The organism is Lysobacter koreensis (genome assembly GCF_042677045.1).
Classification (GTDB): Bacteria; Pseudomonadota; Gammaproteobacteria; order Xanthomonadales; family Xanthomonadaceae; genus Lysobacter_K; species Lysobacter_K koreensis.
Map to the genome: position 1 here is coordinate 1 of NZ_JBHTIH010000016.1, position 16,280 is coordinate 16,280.

13 protein-coding genes and 1 tRNA gene are annotated in these 16,280 nt (G+C 65.2%); all 14 read right to left on the bottom strand.

Annotation, left to right across the window (positions count from 1 at the left end; genetic code table 11):
- The coding region (locus tag ACFQZQ_RS14780) for a GTP-binding protein (RefSeq protein ID WP_240734204.1) at nucleotides 1-129 on the bottom strand (129 nt) is incomplete at its 3' end.
- A gap of 66 nt (nucleotides 130-195) precedes the next feature.
- Nucleotides 196-2,313: an elongation factor G gene (fusA, locus tag ACFQZQ_RS14785; RefSeq protein ID WP_386813691.1), complete on the bottom strand. Its 2,118-nt coding sequence runs from the start codon at nucleotides 2,311-2,313 to the stop codon at nucleotides 196-198.
- Between the two features lie 149 nt (nucleotides 2,314-2,462).
- Entirely contained in the window at nucleotides 2,463-2,930 is a 468-nt protein-coding gene (gene rpsG, locus ACFQZQ_RS14790; RefSeq protein ID WP_386813692.1) for a 30S ribosomal protein S7, read from the bottom strand.
- 12 nt (nucleotides 2,931-2,942) lie between these two features.
- On the bottom strand, nucleotides 2,943-3,317 hold the full coding sequence (gene rpsL, locus ACFQZQ_RS14795; protein WP_386813693.1) for a 30S ribosomal protein S12: 375 nt from the start codon (nucleotides 3,315-3,317) through the stop codon (nucleotides 2,943-2,945).
- A gap of 299 nt (nucleotides 3,318-3,616) precedes the next feature.
- Entirely contained in the window at nucleotides 3,617-7,834 is a 4,218-nt protein-coding gene (rpoC, locus tag ACFQZQ_RS14800; RefSeq protein WP_386813694.1) for a DNA-directed RNA polymerase subunit beta', read from the bottom strand.
- Between the two features lie 98 nt (nucleotides 7,835-7,932).
- A complete protein-coding gene (rpoB, locus tag ACFQZQ_RS14805) occupies nucleotides 7,933-12,117 on the bottom strand; it encodes a DNA-directed RNA polymerase subunit beta (protein WP_386813695.1) in 4,185 nt (1,394 codons plus the stop codon).
- 285 nt (nucleotides 12,118-12,402) lie between these two features.
- Nucleotides 12,403-12,774 carry a 50S ribosomal protein L7/L12 gene (rplL, locus tag ACFQZQ_RS14810; RefSeq protein WP_386813696.1) on the bottom strand — a complete coding sequence of 124 codons (372 nt, stop codon included), beginning with the start codon at nucleotides 12,772-12,774 and terminating at the stop codon, nucleotides 12,403-12,405.
- Between the two features lie 60 nt (nucleotides 12,775-12,834).
- Nucleotides 12,835-13,359 (bottom strand): 50S ribosomal protein L10, encoded by a 525-nt coding sequence (rplJ, locus tag ACFQZQ_RS14815; protein ID WP_386813697.1) that lies wholly within the window; start codon nucleotides 13,357-13,359, stop codon nucleotides 12,835-12,837.
- Between the two features lie 377 nt (nucleotides 13,360-13,736).
- Nucleotides 13,737-14,435, bottom strand: a complete 699-nt coding sequence (gene rplA, locus ACFQZQ_RS14820; protein WP_386813698.1) for a 50S ribosomal protein L1 — start codon at nucleotides 14,433-14,435, stop codon at nucleotides 13,737-13,739.
- A gap of 3 nt (nucleotides 14,436-14,438) precedes the next feature.
- Nucleotides 14,439-14,867, bottom strand: coding sequence for a 50S ribosomal protein L11 (gene rplK / locus ACFQZQ_RS14825; RefSeq protein WP_386813699.1), 429 nt, complete (start codon nucleotides 14,865-14,867; stop codon nucleotides 14,439-14,441).
- Nucleotides 14,868-14,969: 102 nt separating this feature from the next.
- On the bottom strand, nucleotides 14,970-15,554 hold the full coding sequence (gene nusG, locus ACFQZQ_RS14830) for a transcription termination/antitermination protein NusG (protein WP_386813700.1): 585 nt from the start codon (nucleotides 15,552-15,554) through the stop codon (nucleotides 14,970-14,972).
- 3 nt (nucleotides 15,555-15,557) lie between these two features.
- Complete coding sequence (gene secE, locus ACFQZQ_RS14835) at nucleotides 15,558-15,941, bottom strand: preprotein translocase subunit SecE (RefSeq protein ID WP_386813701.1); 384 nt, start codon at nucleotides 15,939-15,941, stop codon at nucleotides 15,558-15,560.
- A 41-nt stretch (nucleotides 15,942-15,982) separates the two neighbouring features.
- Nucleotides 15,983-16,058, bottom strand: a tRNA-Trp gene (locus ACFQZQ_RS14840).
- A 115-nt stretch (nucleotides 16,059-16,173) separates the two neighbouring features.
- The coding region (locus ACFQZQ_RS14845; protein ID WP_449284324.1) for an EF-Tu C-terminal domain-related protein at nucleotides 16,174-16,280 on the bottom strand (107 nt) is incomplete at its 5' end.

Consider the following 16,280-nt stretch of genomic DNA (forward strand, 5'->3'; position numbering starts at 1 on the left):
CTCGCCACCGAAACGCTCGGCGCCCACCTTCGTCAGCGCTGCCGTCAGCGTGGTCTTGCCGTGGTCGACGTGGCCGATGGTGCCCACGTTCACGTGCGGCTTGGTCCGCTCGAATTTACCCTTAGCCATGGTGTGTCTCTCTCTGAATTACGTATTGATTGAACTGGGATTCTGGAAGCCGGACCCGCGAACGGATCAGGCCTTCTTCATCACTGCGTCGGCGATGTTGTTCGGCGCTTCGGCGTAGTGGTCGAATTCCATCGTGAAGGTCGCGCGGCCCTGGGTCAGCGAACGGATCGTGGTCGCGTAGCCGAACATCTCGCCCAGCGGCACCATCGCGTTGATGGTCTTGCCCGACGGGGTGTCGTCCTGGCCCTGGAGCAGGCCGCGACGGCGGCTCAAGTCGCCCATCACGTCACCGACGTACTCTTCCGGGGTCACGACTTCGACCTTCATCATCGGCTCGAGCAGGACCGGATCGGCTTTGCGGAAGCCTTCCTTGAAGGCCATCGACGAGGCGAGCTTGAACGCCATTTCCGACGAGTCGACGTCGTGGTACGAACCGAACACGAGCTTGACCTTGACGCCCACGACCGGGAAGCCGGCCAGCGGGCCGCTCGTGATGGTTTCGCGCAGGCCCTTCTCGATCGCCGGGATGAATTCCTTCGGAATCACGCCACCGGTGATGTCGTTGACGAACAGGAAATCGTTCTCGACATCCTCATTCGCGCGGTCCGCCTCGCTCATCGGCGACAGCTCGATCACGACGTGACCGTACTGGCCCTTGCCGCCCGACTGCTTGGCGTGCTTGTAGTCCGACTTCACGTCGGACTTGCGGATGGTCTCGCGGTACGCCACCTGCGGCTTGCCGACGTTGGCCTCCACGCTGAACTCGCGACGCATGCGGTCGACGATGATGTCCAGGTGCAACTCGCCCATGCCGGCGATGATGGTCTGGCCGGATTCCTCGTCGGTGCGCACGCGGAACGACGGATCTTCCTGCGCCAGGCGACCCAGCGCCATGCCCATCTTTTCCTGGTCGGACTTGGTCTTCGGTTCGACCGCCATCGAGATGACGGGCTCCGGGAACACCATGCGCTCCAGGGTGATGATGTGGTCCTGCGCGCACAGCGTGTCGCCGGTGGTCACGTCCTTCAGACCCACGGCCGCGGCGATGTCGCCGGCGCGGACTTCCTTGATTTCGTCGCGCTGGTTGGAGTGCATCTGCAGGATGCGACCCACGCGCTCTTTCTTCGACTTGACCGGGTTGTACACCTGGTCGCCGGAGTTGAGCACGCCCGAGTAGACGCGGAAGAAGGTCAGCGAGCCCACGAACGGGTCGGTCATGATCTTGAAGGCCAGCGCCGAGAACGGTTCGGAGTCGGACGCCTTGCGGGTGTCTTCCTTCTCGTTGTCGTCGATGCCCGGAACCGGCGGGCGGTCGGTCGGCGACGGCAGCAACTGAACCACGCCGTCGAGCATCGCCTGCACGCCCTTGTTCTTGAACGCGCTGCCGCAGAATGCCGGGACGATCTCGACCTTCAGGGTGCGCTCGCGCAGGCCGCCGATGATCTCTTCTTCGGACAGTTCCTCACCGTTGAGGTACTTCTCCATCAGCTCTTCGCTGGCCTCGGCCGCGGCCTCGACCATGAACGCGCGCGCGGCAACGGCCTTGTCGCGCAGCGAATCGGGAACTTCGCGGTACTCGAAGCTGGTGCCCTGCGAGGCGACATCCCAGTGGATCGCCTTCATCTTCAGCAGGTCGACCACGCCCTCGAAGCCTTCCTCGGCACCGATCGGCACCTGCATCGGCACCGGGTAGGCACCCAGGCGGCTCTTCAGCTGCTCGATGACCTTGTCGAAGTTGGCACCGGTGCGGTCCATCTTGTTGACGAACGCCAGGCGCGGCACCGCGTACTTGTTGGCCTGGCGCCACACGGTCTCGGACTGCGGCTGCACGCCGCCGACGGCGCACAGCACGAACACCGCACCGTCGAGCACGCGCAGCGAACGCTCGACTTCGATGGTGAAGTCGACGTGCCCGGGGGTGTCGATGATGTTGAAGCGGTGCTCGGGCAGGGACTTGTCCATGCCCTTCCAGAACGCGGTGGTGGCAGCGGAGGTGATCGTGATGCCACGCTCCTGCTCCTGCTCCATCCAGTCCATCGTCGCGGCACCATCGTGCACTTCGCCGATCTTGTGGCTGACACCCGTGTAGAACAGGATGCGCTCGGACGTGGTGGTCTTGCCGGCATCGATGTGGGCCATGATGCCGAAGTTGCGGTAACGCTCGATGGGAGTGGTGCGAGCCACGGGACACTCTCGTATTTTAGTGAATTCCAAATGGCCGGACGCCGCCTCGTGGGCGGCCTCCGGTTCGCAGGGCAGCAATTTCGCTGCCGCGGCAGCACTGACGTGCTGCTGAGGCCCCTGGCACCGGGTTCAGTGCCAGGGCGCCCAGATCACCAGCGGTAGTGCGCGAACGCCTTGTTCGCTTCCGCCATACGGTGGGTCTCTTCACGCTTTTTGATGGCACCGCCGCGGCTTTCCGAGGCGTCGATCAGTTCGGCGGCCAGCTTGCGCGGCATGGTGTTCTCGCCGCGCTTGCGCGCCGCATCGATCAGCCAGCGCATCGCCAGCGCCATGCGGCGCGAGGAGCGGACTTCGACCGGCACCTGGTAGGTGGCACCGCCGACGCGGCGCGACTTGACCTCGACCGCCGGGGAGATGTTGGCCAGCGCCTTCTCCACGAGCTCGAGCGCGTTCGGGTTCTTTTCCCCGATCACGTCCATCGCACCGTAGACGATCTTCTCGGCAACCGACTTCTTGCCGCTGTACATGACCATATTGATGAAACGCGCGATCGTCTCGCTGCCGTGCTTGGGGTCGGGCAGGACGGAACGCTGCGGAGTGGAGCCTTTACGCGACATGGTGCTGGTTCCTTAGGACTTCGGGCGCTTGGCGCCGTACTTCGAACGGCTCTGGCGACGCTTGGCGACGCCGGCGGCGTCGAGCGAGCCACGCACGGTGTGGTAACGCACGCCCGGCAGGTCCTTGACGCGACCGCCGCGGATCAGCACGACCGAGTGCTCCTGCAGGTTGTGGCCCTCACCACCGATGTACGAGATGACCTCGTAGCCGTTGGTCAGGCGCACCTTGGCCACCTTGCGAAGCGCCGAGTTCGGCTTCTTCGGGGTGGTGGTGTAAACGCGGGTGCACACGCCACGACGCTGCGGGCAGTTCGCGAGCGCCGGCGACGGGCTCTTGTACGTGGGCGCCTGCCGCGGCTTGCGGACGAGCTGATTGATCGTTGCCATCTGGTGCTCTTTGAAGAGAGGCCCGGGTGCGAAAACCCGACCTTTGCGTGAAAACGAACGGCAAGCCGAAGACGTCGGGCCCACCGAGACCGAAAAGTATAGCCCGCGCCAGACGCTGCCGTCAACGCGAAGCTGTGCGGAAAATACGGGGCGCGGCGCCATGCGCCGCGGTCCCGCAACCCTCCATTGATCCCGTCCATCCTGGACCGAACACGAGGCGCTCCGTGCGCCTCATTTCGTGATCTGGGACGGCCCCGTGGGACCGTCCGGCATTGCCAAAGAACTACAGAACCCAGGTGTTACGCGGCGTCGGACTCGTCGCCCGCCACCTCGGTCTCGACCGCGGCAGCCGCGACCGGCGCCGACAGCGCCTCCATCTCCGAGTCGGTCAGACCCGAGGCATTCTTGCGCCGCTGGGTGTGGTACGCCAGGCCGGTACCGGCCGGGATCAGGCGGCCCACGATCACGTTCTCCTTGAGACCGCGCAGGCCGTCGCGGGTACCGCGCACGGCGGCCTCGGTCAGGACGCGGGTGGTCTCCTGGAACGACGCCGCCGAGATGAACGACTCGGTCGCCAGCGAGGCCTTGGTGATGCCCAGCAGCACCGGGTCGTACTTGGCCAGGATCTGGTTGCGCGCGGCGAGCTTGGCGTTCTCTTCGACGAAGCGCTGGCGCTCGATCTGCTCGCCGTGCAGGAACTTGCTGTCGCCCTGGTCGGTGATCTCGACCTTGCGCAGCATCTGGCGAACGATCACCTCGATGTGCTTGTCGTTGATCTTCACGCCCTGCAGGCGGTAGACGTCCTGGATTTCCTTGGTCAGGTACACGGCCAGCGGCTCGACGCCGAGCAGGCGCAGGATGTCCTGCGGGGTCGACTCGCCGTCGACCACGGTCTCGCCCTTCTCCACGTGCTCGCCTTCGAACACGATGATCTGGCGGTACTTCGGGATCAGCTCCTCGTGTTCCTCGCCGTCGGCCTGCTTGATGATCAGGCGCTGCTTGCCCTTGGTGTCCTTGCCGAAGCTGACGATGCCCGAGACCTCGGCCAGCACCGCCGGGTCCTTGGGCTTGCGCGCCTCGAACAGGTCGGCCACGCGCGGCAGACCACCGGTGATGTCGCGGGTCTTGGAGGCTTCCTGCGGGATTTTCGCGACCACGTCGCCGACGCCGACCGGCGCACCGTCCTGAAGGTTGACGATCGAGCGCGGCGGCAGCAGGTACTGCGCCGGCAGGTCGGTACCCGGGATGGTGAGGTCCTTGCCGTTCTTGTCGACGATGCGCACGACCGGGCGCAGGTCCTTGGCCTGGGTGCCACGACGCTTGGGATCGGTGATCTCGCGCGAGGCGAGGCCGGTCAGTTCGTCGGTCTTCTCGATCACGGTGATGCCGTCGATGAAGTCGATGAAGCGCATGGTGCCGGCCACTTCCGAGACGATCGGGTGGTTATGCGGGTCCCAGTTGGCGACGGTCTGGCCGGCCTTGATCGCCGCGCCGTCCTTGACCAGGATCGTCGCGCCGTACGGCAGCTTGTAGCGCTCGCGCTCGCGGCCGTGGCCGTCGAGCACCGACAGCTCACCCGAACGCGAGACCGCGACCAGGTGGCCATTGGCATGCGAGACGTGCTTGAGGTTGTTGAACTTGATCGAACCGGTGGTCTTGACCGTGACGTTGTCGATGGCCGCCGCACGCGATGCCGCGCCACCGATGTGGAACGTACGCATGGTCAGCTGGGTACCCGGCTCGCCGATGGACTGCGCGGCGACGACGCCGACCGCTTCGCCATGGTTGACCAGGTGGCCGCGGCCGAGGTCGCGACCGTAGCAGTGCGCGCACACGCCGAACGACGACTGGCAGGTGATGGTCGAACGGACCTTGATCGCCTGCACGCTGGCGTCCTCGAGCTTCTGCACCCAGGCTTCGTCGAGCAGCGTGTTGCGGGTGACGATCGGGTCCTCGTCGTTGCCCGGCAGGAACACGTCCTCGGCCACGACGCGGCCCAGCACGCGGTCGCGCAACGGTTCGACCACGTCGCCGCCTTCGACGATCGGGGTCATCATCAGGCCCTCGAGCGTGCCGCAGTCGGTCTCGGTGATCACCACGTCTTGGGCCACGTCGACCAAGCGACGGGTCAGGTAACCGGAGTTCGCCGTCTTCAACGCGGTATCGGCCAGGCCCTTGCGCGCGCCGTGGGTCGAGATGAAGTACTGGAGGACGTTCAGGCCTTCGCGGAAGTTCGCGGTGATCGGCGTCTCGATGATCGAGCCGTCCGGCTTGGCCATCAGGCCACGCATACCGGCCAGCTGGCGGATTTGCGCCTGCGAACCGCGCGCGCCGGAGTCGGCCATGATGTAGACCGAGTTCATCGACTTCTGGTCGATGGTCTCGCCCTTGGCGTTCTGCACCTTCTCGGTGCCGATCGCTTCCATCATCGCCTTGGCCACGCGCTCGTTCGTGCGCGACCAGATGTCGACGACCTTGTTGTAGCGCTCGCCGGCGGTGACCAGGCCCGACTGGTACTGCTGCTGGATCTCCAGCACCTCGGTCTCGGCCTCGTCGAGGATGCCCTTCTTCTCGTCCGGGATGATCATGTCGTCGATGCCGATCGAGACGCCGGCGCGCGTGGCATAGGCGAAGCCGGTGTACATCAGCTGGTCGGCGAACACGACCGTGTCCTTCAGGCCGAGCATGCGGTAGCAGGAGTTGATCAGGCGGCTGATGTTCTTCTTGGTCAGCTCGACGTTGGCCAGCGCGAACGGCAGGCCCTCCGGCAGGATCTCGCGCAGGAGGGCGCGGCCGACGGTGGTGTCGACGATGGTGCTCTTCTGCGCCTGGCTGCCGTCCTCGGCGGTCACGGTCTCGGTGATGCGCACCTTGACCTTGGCGTGCAGCTGCACAACGCGGTTGTCGTACGCGCGCTTGACTTCGGCGACGTTGGCGAACGCCATGCCCTCGCCTGCCTTGTTCTCCAGCGCGCGGGTCATGTAGTACAGGCCGAGCACGACGTCCTGCGACGGCACGATGATCGGCTCGCCGTTGGCCGGCGACAGGATGTTGTTGGACGCCATCATCAGCGCGCGCGCTTCCAGCTGGGCTTCCAGCGAAAGCGGCACGTGCACGGCCATCTGGTCACCGTCGAAGTCGGCGTTGAAGGCGGTGCAGACCAGCGGGTGCAGCTGGATCGCCTTGCCTTCGATCAGCACCGGCTCAAACGCCTGGATGCCGAGGCGGTGCAGGGTCGGGGCGCGGTTGAGCAGGACCGGATGCTCGCGGATCACCTCTTCGAGGATGTCCCACACCTCGGCCTCTTCGCGCTCGACCAGCTTCTTCGCCGCCTTGATGGTGGTAGCCAGGCCGCGGCGCTGCAGCTTGGCGAAGATGAAGGGCTTGAACAGCTCGAGCGCCATCTTCTTCGGCAGGCCGCACTGGTGCAGCTTCAGGTACGGGCCGACCACGATGACCGAACGGCCGGAGTAGTCGACGCGCTTGCCGAGCAGGTTCTGGCGGAAACGACCCTGCTTGCCCTTGATCATGTCGGCCAGCGACTTGAGCGGCCGCTTGTTGGTACCGGTGATGGCGCGGCCGCGACGGCCGTTGTCCATCAGCGCATCGACCGACTCCTGCAGCATGCGCTTCTCGTTGCGCACGATGATGTCGGGCGCATTGAGCTCAAGCAGGCGGCGCAGGCGGTTGTTGCGGTTGATGACGCGGCGGTACAGGTCGTTGAGGTCGGAGGTCGCAAAGCGGCCGCCGTCCAGCGGCACCAGCGGACGCAGGTCCGGCGGCAGCACCGGCAGCACGGTCATCACCATCCACTCGGGTCGGTTGCCCGACTCCAGGAACGCCTCGACCAGCTTGATGCGCTTGGTCAGGCGCTTGAGCTTGGTTTCCGAACCGGTGCTGGCGATGTCTTCGCGCAGCTGCACCATCTCGCCGGGCAGGTCGAGCGAGCGCAGCAGGTCGTAGACGGCCTCGGCGCCCATGGCGGCCTCGAAGTCGTCGCCGTGCTCCTGGCGCGCCTGCATGAACTGCTCTTCGTTGAGCAACTGGCCGCGCTCGAGCGGCGACAGGCCCGGCTCGGTGACGACGAACGCCTCGAAGTACAGGATCCGCTCGATGTCACGCAGGGTCATGTCCAGCATCAGGCCGATGCGCGACGGCAGCGACTTGAGGAACCAGATGTGCGCGACCGGCGACGCCAGGTCGATGTGGCCCATGCGCTCGCGGCGCACCTTGGCCAGCGTCACTTCGGTGCCGCACTTCTCGCAGACCACGCCGCGGTGCTTCATGCGCTTGTACTTGCCGCACAGGCACTCGTAGTCCTTGATCGGGCCGAAGATCGCGGCGCAGAACAGGCCGTCACGCTCAGGCTTGAAGGTGCGGTAGTTGATGGTCTCCGGCTTCTTCACTTCGCCGAACGACCACGAACGGATCAGGTCCGGCGACGCCAACGCGATCTTGATCGCATCGAAGTCGAGCGCGGGACGCTGCTGGTTGAACAGGTTCAGTAGATCTTTCATTGCAAATTCTCCAGTTGGAAGAACCTTCGTCCGTGAAGGCTTTCGCAGGTGCGGCGGCGAGAGGGCTCGCCGCTGCACTGTTCGTCAGACGGCAGCGTTCACTTGGTCTCTTCGAGTTCCATGTTGATCGCGAGCGAGCGGATTTCCTTCACCAGCACGTTGAAGGATTCCGGCATGCCGGCCACCATCTCGTACTCGCCGTCGACGATGTTCTTGTACATCTGGTTGCGGCCCTGCACGTCGTCGGACTTCACCGTCAGCATCTCCTGCAGCGTGTAGGCCGCGCCGTAGGCTTCCAGCGCCCAGACCTCCATCTCGCCGAAGCGCTGGCCACCGAACTGCGCCTTGCCTCCCAGCGGCTGCTGGGTGACGAGCGAGTACGGACCGGTCGAACGGGCGTGCATCTTGTCGTCGACCAGGTGGTTCAGCTTCAGCATGTGCATGTAGCCGATGGTGGTGTGGCGATCGAACGCCTCGCCGGTGCGGCCGTCGAACAGCTGGGTCTGGCCGCTGATCGGCAGGTCGGCCAGCGCGAGCATGTTCTTGATCTCGACCTCGGACGCACCGTCGAACACCGGCGTCGCCATCGGCACGCCGTCGGTCAGGTTGTTGGCCAGCGTCAGCAGTTCGGCGTCGCTGAACTGCTTGAGGTCGACCCGCTCGCCGTGCAGCTTGCTGTCGTGGTTGTAGATCTGGTCGAGGAACGCGCGCAGCTCATTGATCTTGGCCTGCGCCTCGAGCATGCGCTGGATCTTCTGGCCCAGGCCCTTGGCGGCCCAGCCCAGATGCACTTCCAGCACCTGGCCGATGTTCATTCGCGACGGCACGCCGAGCGGGTTCAGCACGATGTCGACGGTGCGGCCGTCGGCGGCGTACGGCATATCCTCGACCGGCACGATCGTCGACACCACGCCCTTGTTGCCGTGGCGGCCGGCCATCTTGTCGCCCGGCTGAATGCGGCGCTTCACCGCCAGGAACACCTTGACCATCTTGAGCACGCCCGGGGCGAGGTCGTCGCCCTGGGTGATCTTGCCGCGCTTGTCGGCGAAGCGCTTCTCGAATTCCTTCTCGTGCGCGTCGATCTGCTTCTGCGCGCGCTCGATCGCCTCGACGGCGTCGTCGTCCTTCATGCGCAGGGTGAACCAGTCGGACTTCTTGAGGCCGTCGAGTACCAGCGAGGTGACGGTCTCGCCCTTCTTCAGGCCACCGCCGCCGTTGGCGACCTTGCCCAGCAGCTGGCTGCGCAGGCGCGCGTAGATCGCGCTCTCGAGGATCCGGAACTGGTCGTCGAAATCCTTCTTGACCCGGCGGATTTCCGACTCTTCGATCTGCTTGGCGCGCTTGTCCTTCTCGATGCCGTCGCGGGTGAAGACCTGCACGTCGATGACGGTGCCGTCCATGCCCGGCGGCACGCGCAGCGAGCTGTCCTTCACGTCGGACGCCTTCTCGCCGAAGATCGCGCGCAGCAGCTTCTCTTCCGGGGTCAGCTGGGACTCGCCCTTCGGCGTGACCTTGCCGACCATGATGTCGCCGGCGCGCACTTCGGCGCCGATGTACACCACGCCGGACTCGTCGAGGCGATTGAGCGCCTGCTCGGAGACGTTCGGGATGTCGGCGGAAATTTCCTCCGGCCCGAGCTTGGTGTCACGCGCGACGCAGGTCAGTTCCTCGATGTGGATCGTGGTGTAGCGATCCTCCTCGACCACTCGCTCGGAGAGCAGGATCGAGTCTTCGAAGTTGTAACCGTTCCACGGCATGAACGCGACCAGCATGTTCTGGCCGAGCGCGAGCTCGCCGATGTCGGTCGACGGGCCGTCGGCGAGCACGTCGCCGCGGGCGATGACGTTGCCGACCTTCACCAGCGGGGTCTGGTTGATGCAGGTGTTCTGGTTGGAACGCGTGTACTTGATCAGGTTGTAGATGTCGACGCCGGCATCGGTGCCGCCGCGGTTCTCATCCTCGTTGACCTTGACCACGATGCGGCCGGCGTCGATCTGCTCGATCACGCCGCCACGCAGGGCGTTCACGGTCACGCCCGAGTCGCGCGCCACGGCGCGCTCGATGCCGGTACCGACCAGCGGCTTCTGCGCACGCAGCGTCGGCACGGCCTGGCGCTGCATGTTGGCGCCCATCAGTGCGCGGTTGGCGTCGTCGTGCTCGAGGAACGGCACCAGCGCCGCGGCGACCGACACGGTCTGCATCGGCGAGACGTCCATGAAGTGGATCTCGGCCGGCGGCTTGAGCAACGACTCCCCCTGGTAGCGGCAGGCGACGAACTGCGCGGTCAGCGTGCCCTTCTCGTCCTGCGGCGCGTTGGCCTGGGCGATGACGTACTCGTTCTCCTCGATCGCCGAGAGGAACTCGACGTCGTCGGTGACCTTGCCGTCCACGACCTTGCGGTACGGCGTCTCGAGGAAGCCGTACTTGTTGGTGCGGGCGAACACGGCCAGCGAGTTGATCAGGCCGATGTTCGGGCCTTCCGGGGTTTCGATGGTGCAGACGCGGCCGTAATGGGTCGGGTGCACGTCGCGCACTTCGAAGCCGGCGCGCTCGCGGGTCAGGCCGCCCGGGCCAAGGGCCGAGACGCGGCGCTTGTGGGTGACTTCCGACAGCGGGTTGTTCTGGTCCATGAACTGCGACAGCTGCGAGGAACCGAAGAACTCCTTGATCGCGGCCGCCACCGGCTTGGCGTTGATCAGCTCCTGCGGGGTCAGGCCTTCGGACTCGGCCATCGACAGGCGTTCCTTGACCGCACGCTCGACGCGGACCAGGCCGACGCGGAAGGTGTTCTCGGCCATTTCACCGACCGAACTCACGCGGCGGTTGCCCAGGTGGTCGATGTCGTCGACCACGCCGCGGCCGTTGCGGATCTCGGTCAGGACCTTGATCACGTCGAGGATGTCGGAGGTCGCGCCCTGCTCGGCGACCAAGCGCTTGGATTCTTCGTCCTTGCGCTCGGCGTAGTACTTGGCGTCGTACAGCACCGACGCGCCGAGGGTTTCCTTGCGGCCGATGCGGCGGTTGAACTTCATCCGGCCGACTGCCGACAGGTCGTAGCGGTCGAAGGTGAAGAACAGGTTGTGGAACAGGTTCTGCGCGGCGTCCTTGGTCGGCGGCTCGCCCGGACGCATCATCCGGTAGATCTCGACCAGGGCCTCGAGCTGCGTCTTCGACGGGTCGATGCGCAGGGTGTTGGAGATATACGCGCCGCGATCGAGGTCGTTGACCCAGATCGTGCCGACGACTTCGATGCCGGCCTTGCGGAACGCGGCCAGCTGGTCCTCGTTGATCTCGTCGTTGGCGGTGGCCAGCAGCTCACCGGTCTTCGCGTCGACCACGTCGTGCGAGAGGATGCGGCCGACCAGGTAGCTGTCCGGCACGGCCAGGGCAGCGATGCCCGACTGCTCCATCTGCTTCACGTGGCGCGCGGTGATGCGCTTGCCGGCCTCGACGATGACCTTGTCGCCATCGGCCAGGTCGAAGTCCAGCGTCTCGCCGCGCAGGCGCTCGGACACCAGTTCCCACTGCACGCCCTCGGGCATGATGTGGAAGGTGTTGATGTCGAAGAAATCGTTGAGCATTTCCTCGTTGTTGTAGCCCAGCGCGCGCAGCAGCACGGTCACCGGCAGCTTGCGGCGACGGTCGATGCGGGTGAACAGCGCGTCCTTCGGGTCGAACTCGAAGTCGAGCCACGAGCCGCGGTACGGAATGATGCGGGCGCTGTACAGCAGCTTGCCGGAGCTGTGGGTCTTGCCGCGGTCGTGGTCGAAGAACACGCCGGGCGAACGGTGCAGCTGCGAGACAATGACGCGCTCGGTGCCGTTGACGATGAAGGTGCCGTTGCCGGTCATGAGCGGAATCTCGCCCATGTAGACCTCCTGCTCCTTCACGTACTTGATGGCCTTGGTCGACGACTCGCGGTCGTAGATCACCAGGCGCACGGTCACGCGCAGCGGCGCGCCGTAGCTCATCCCGCGCTGGCGGCACTCGCGTTCGTCGAACGCCGGCTCGCCGAGCTTGTAACCCACGTACTCCAGCGCGGCGTTGCCGCTGTAGCTGGCGATCGGGAACACCGATTTCAGCGCGGCGTGCAGGCCGCGGTCCGCGCGCTTGGTCGGCTCGGTGTGCTCCTGCAGGAACTCACGGTAGGAATCGACCTGGATCGCCAGCAGGAACGGCACCTCGAGGATCGACTTGCGCTTGCCGAAGTCCTTGCGGATGCGCTTCTTCTCGGTGAACGAGTACTGGCTGCTTGAATGCTGGGGGGTTGAAGCTGTGGTCATGGGGAGCTACCGCCTCTTCTGCGGGCCGCGCGTCCGCGGCCTGGGGGAACATGAATGTCTGGAAATTGCTAGTTGGTAGTCGCTGGTAGTGTCGGCACCAGCACGCCCTACCCGCTACTACCAACTAACAACTCGGGGTGTGCATTTCGGGATGTGCATGTTGTCTGCGGCTGTTCCAGCGGACACGACGAACGAGGTGCGTGCCTGCAGGAACGGCCAAAGGCCGGGGACTTTCGTCCCCAGCCTCAGGTGGTCGCCAGTGGAAGCCGGCGACGCAACTACTGATTACTTCACTTCGACAGCAGCGCCGGCCGCTTCGAGGTCCTTCTTCAGCTTCTCGGACTCTTCCTTCGAGACGCCTTCCTTCACGGTCTGCGGGGCACCTTCGACGAGGTCCTTCGCTTCCTTCAGGCCCAGGCCGGTGATGGCGCGGACGGCCTTGATGACTTCGACCTTCTTCTCGCCGGCGGCCTTCAACACGACGGTGAATTCGGTCTGCTCTTCGACCGGGGCGGCGGCGGCGGCCGGGCCGGCAGCCATGACCGGGGCAGCGGCGGAGACGCCGAACTTCTCTTCGATCGCCTTGACCAGGTCCATCACTTCGAGCAGGGACTTTTCGGCGATGGCGTCGACGATCTTATCGTTGGACAGGGACATGGTAGTTACCTCTGGAAATTTTTCTGGGATTGGGTTCAGTGAACCGTAAAGGCGTCGAACTTAAGCCGGCTCGGCCTGGGCTTCTTCGGCGACGGTTTCGCCACCACCCTGCTGGTCGGCCACGGCCTTGACCGCGCGCGCGAACATGCTCGCCGGCTCGGCCAACAGACGGGCCAGCATGGCCAGCGCCTGGTCGCGGGTCGGCAGCGAAGCCAACACGTCGAGGTCCGAGAGCAGCTTGCCGCCCATCGACACGACCTTCGGCTGCAGCTTGTCGTTGCCCTTCGCGAATTCCTTGATCAGGCGCCCGGCAGCGCCGGGTTCCTCGGTCGAGAACGCATACAGCAGCGGACCGACGAGCGCGTCCTGGACGCATTCGTATTCGGTACCGGCCACGGCGCGCGACGCCAGGGTGTTCTTGACAACGCGCAAGTACACACCGGATTCGCGAGCCTTCTTGCGCATCGCGGTCATCTGGGCGACCGTGGTGCCTGCGTACTCGGCAGCAACCAAGGAGTGGGCCTTCGAGGCCACGTCCGCCAGTTCGGCGACGACTTCTTGCTTCTGTGACAGATTGAGAGCCATTGCACTCCTCCATATGAACTCCGCTTGCGGCTCCTGCCGCTTGCGGTCCTGGGCGGTACCTGTCCTTGGCACCGGGGACGCCGGATGGCATCCCGGTGGTGGCCGTTTCTGACTGGCGTGAACCAGATCCGGTTGCCCGGAAAATCTTCCAGAAGGGCGGCACCATCTACGCAGGCCCGGCCCCGTGACGAGACTGGATTAAGCGCTCCCGCTTCCATCGACGGCGATTCCCTGCCAGTGCGAGCCTCCATGCCCGTCGCCGATGTGCGCTGACCGCGCCTGCGGTCTTTGACGGCTATCGCATTGGGGTCAACCCCGCGGCGATGCCTTCAAAATTTGTTGCCGATGGCGATCGCTAGATCGCCATCGTCGAATGCTTACTTGAGGGTCAGAGAGCTCTGGTCCACGGTCACGCCGGGGCCCATGGTCGAGCTGATCGAGATCTTCTGCAGGTACTGGCCCTTGGCGGTCGACGGCTTGGCCTTGACCAGGTCGATCAGCAGCGCCTCGAGGTTGCCCTTCAGCGAGGCGTCTTCGAAGCTGGCCTTGCCGATCGTGCAGTGGATGATGCCGGCCTTGTCGGTGCGGTAACGCACCTGGCCGCCCTTGGCATTCTTGACCGCCTCGGCCGGGTTGGCGGAGACCGTACCGACCTTCGGGTTCGGCATCAGGCCACGCGGACCGAGCAGCGTGCCGAGCTTGCCGACCACGCGCATCGCATCCGGGGTGGCGATGACGACGTCGTAGTTGAGGTCGCCGGCCTGCATCTTCTCGGCCAGGTCGTCCATGCCGACCGCCTCGGCGCCCGCGGCCAGGGCCTCGTCGGCCTTGGCGCCGGCCGGGGCGAACACCGCCACGCGCACGGTCTTGCCGGTGCCGCCGGGCAGCACGGTGGAACCGCGCACCTGCTGGTCGGACTTCTTGGCATCCACGCCCAGGCGCACGGCCACGTCGACGGACTCGACGAACTTAGCCTTGGTGGCGGTCTTGATGATCTTGATGGCTTCGTCGAACCCGTAGGACTTGCCCGGGACCACGGCGGCCTTGATTGCTTTCTCGCGCTTGTTCATCGCCATGTCTTAGCCCTCCACCACGAGACCCATGCTGCGGGCGGAGCCCGCAATCGTACGCACTGCCGCTTCCAGCTCGGCGGAGGTCAAATCCGCTTCCTTCGCCTTGGCGATGTCTTCGAGCTGCGCGCGCGTGACCTTGCCCACCTTGTCGGTGTTCGGGCGCTTGGAACCGGAGGTGATGCCGGCGGCCTTCTTCAGCAGCACCGAAGCCGGCGTGCTCTTGGTGATGAAGGTGAAGGTGCGGTCGGAGTACGCGGTGATGATGACCGGCGTCGGCAGGCCCGGCTCGAGCTTGGAGGTCGCGGCGTTGAAGGCCTTGCAGAACTCCATGATGTTCAGGCCGCGCTGACCGAGGGCAGGACCCACCGGCGGCGACGGATTAGCCTGGCCGGCCTTTACCTGCAGCTTGATGTAACCAACTACTTTCTTAGCCATTGCTTTGCTCCTGCGAGTACCAGCGCCTGCACGTCATCGACTGCGGGGCTCCTCGCGTTGTTGGCCGGGGCGAACCATTCGTCCCGGCGAATACTTTCCGCCCTACTTGGCCTTCTCGACCTGGGCGAACTCCAGCTCGACCGGGGTCGAGCGGCCGAAGATCAGCACTGCGACGCGCAGGCGGCTCTTCTCGTAATTGATTTCCTCGACCACACCGTTGAAGTCGTTAAACGGGCCGTCGACGACGCGGACCATCTCGCCCGGCTCGAACAGCACCTTGGGCTTGGGCTTCTCGACGCCGTCCTGGACGCGCTGCAGGATCATGTCCGCCTCGGCATCGCGGATCGGCAACGGACGGTCGGCGGTGCCGCCGATGAAGCCCATGACCTTCGGGGTTTCCTTGATCAGGTGCCAGCTCTCGCTGTCGATGCGCGGGATGCCGTTCTCGTCGTGGGTGACGATCTGCACGAGCACGTAACCCGGGAAGAATTTGCGCTCGGAGCGGCGCTTCTGGCCGGCGCGCATCTCGACCACTTCCTCGGTCGGGACCAGCACTTCGCCGAAGCGATCCTGCATCTCCGCACGCACGATGCGGTCACGCAGCGCCTGGGCCACCGACTTCTCGAAACCCGAGTAGGCGTGGACCACGTACCAGCGCTTGTTGTCTGACGTCTGCAACTCGGTCATGCCTCAGCGCTCCAACACGAACTTGACGGCGGCCTGGATGACCACGTCGAAACCGGCCAGGATCAGGCTCAGCACCGCCACCGCGATCATCACCACCCAGGTGGTGCGCATCGCTTCCTGGCGGGTCGGCCACACGACCTTGCGCAGCTCGAAGCGCGACTCGGACAGGAACTCGCGCGTCTGCATGCCTTTCGCGCTGGTGAAGAACACCACCGCACCGGCCAGCAGGCCGCCGACCACGACCAGCGCGCGCAGCGCCGTCGGCCACTGGGCGAACCAGTAGAACGCGAACACGCCGGCGGCGACCAGCGCCAAGGCCAGCGCGTACTTGGCGATGTCGCCGGCGGAATTGGCGGCGGAGCTGGATTGTTGGAGCTTGCTGTTCATCCGACTCATCGCGCGGGCGCTTGCACGACCGCGTCATCAGGTGGCACGCCAGGAGGGACTCGAACCCCCAACCTGCGGTTTTGGAGACCGCTGCTCTGCCAATTGAGCTACTGGCGTATGCCGTTAAATCGATCCGATTACTCGGTTTCCTCTAAACGGCGAAGGCGGACCAGTAGCACCGGCCCGCCGTTCGCGGCTTGCAGCAGTCGCGTGACCGCCGCCGAGGGCGTTGTTACTTGAGGATCTTGGCCACCACGCCGGCGCCGACGGTGCGGCCGCCTTCGCGGATCGCGAAGCGCAGGCCTTCGTCCATCGCCACCGGGTTGATCAGCGTGACCA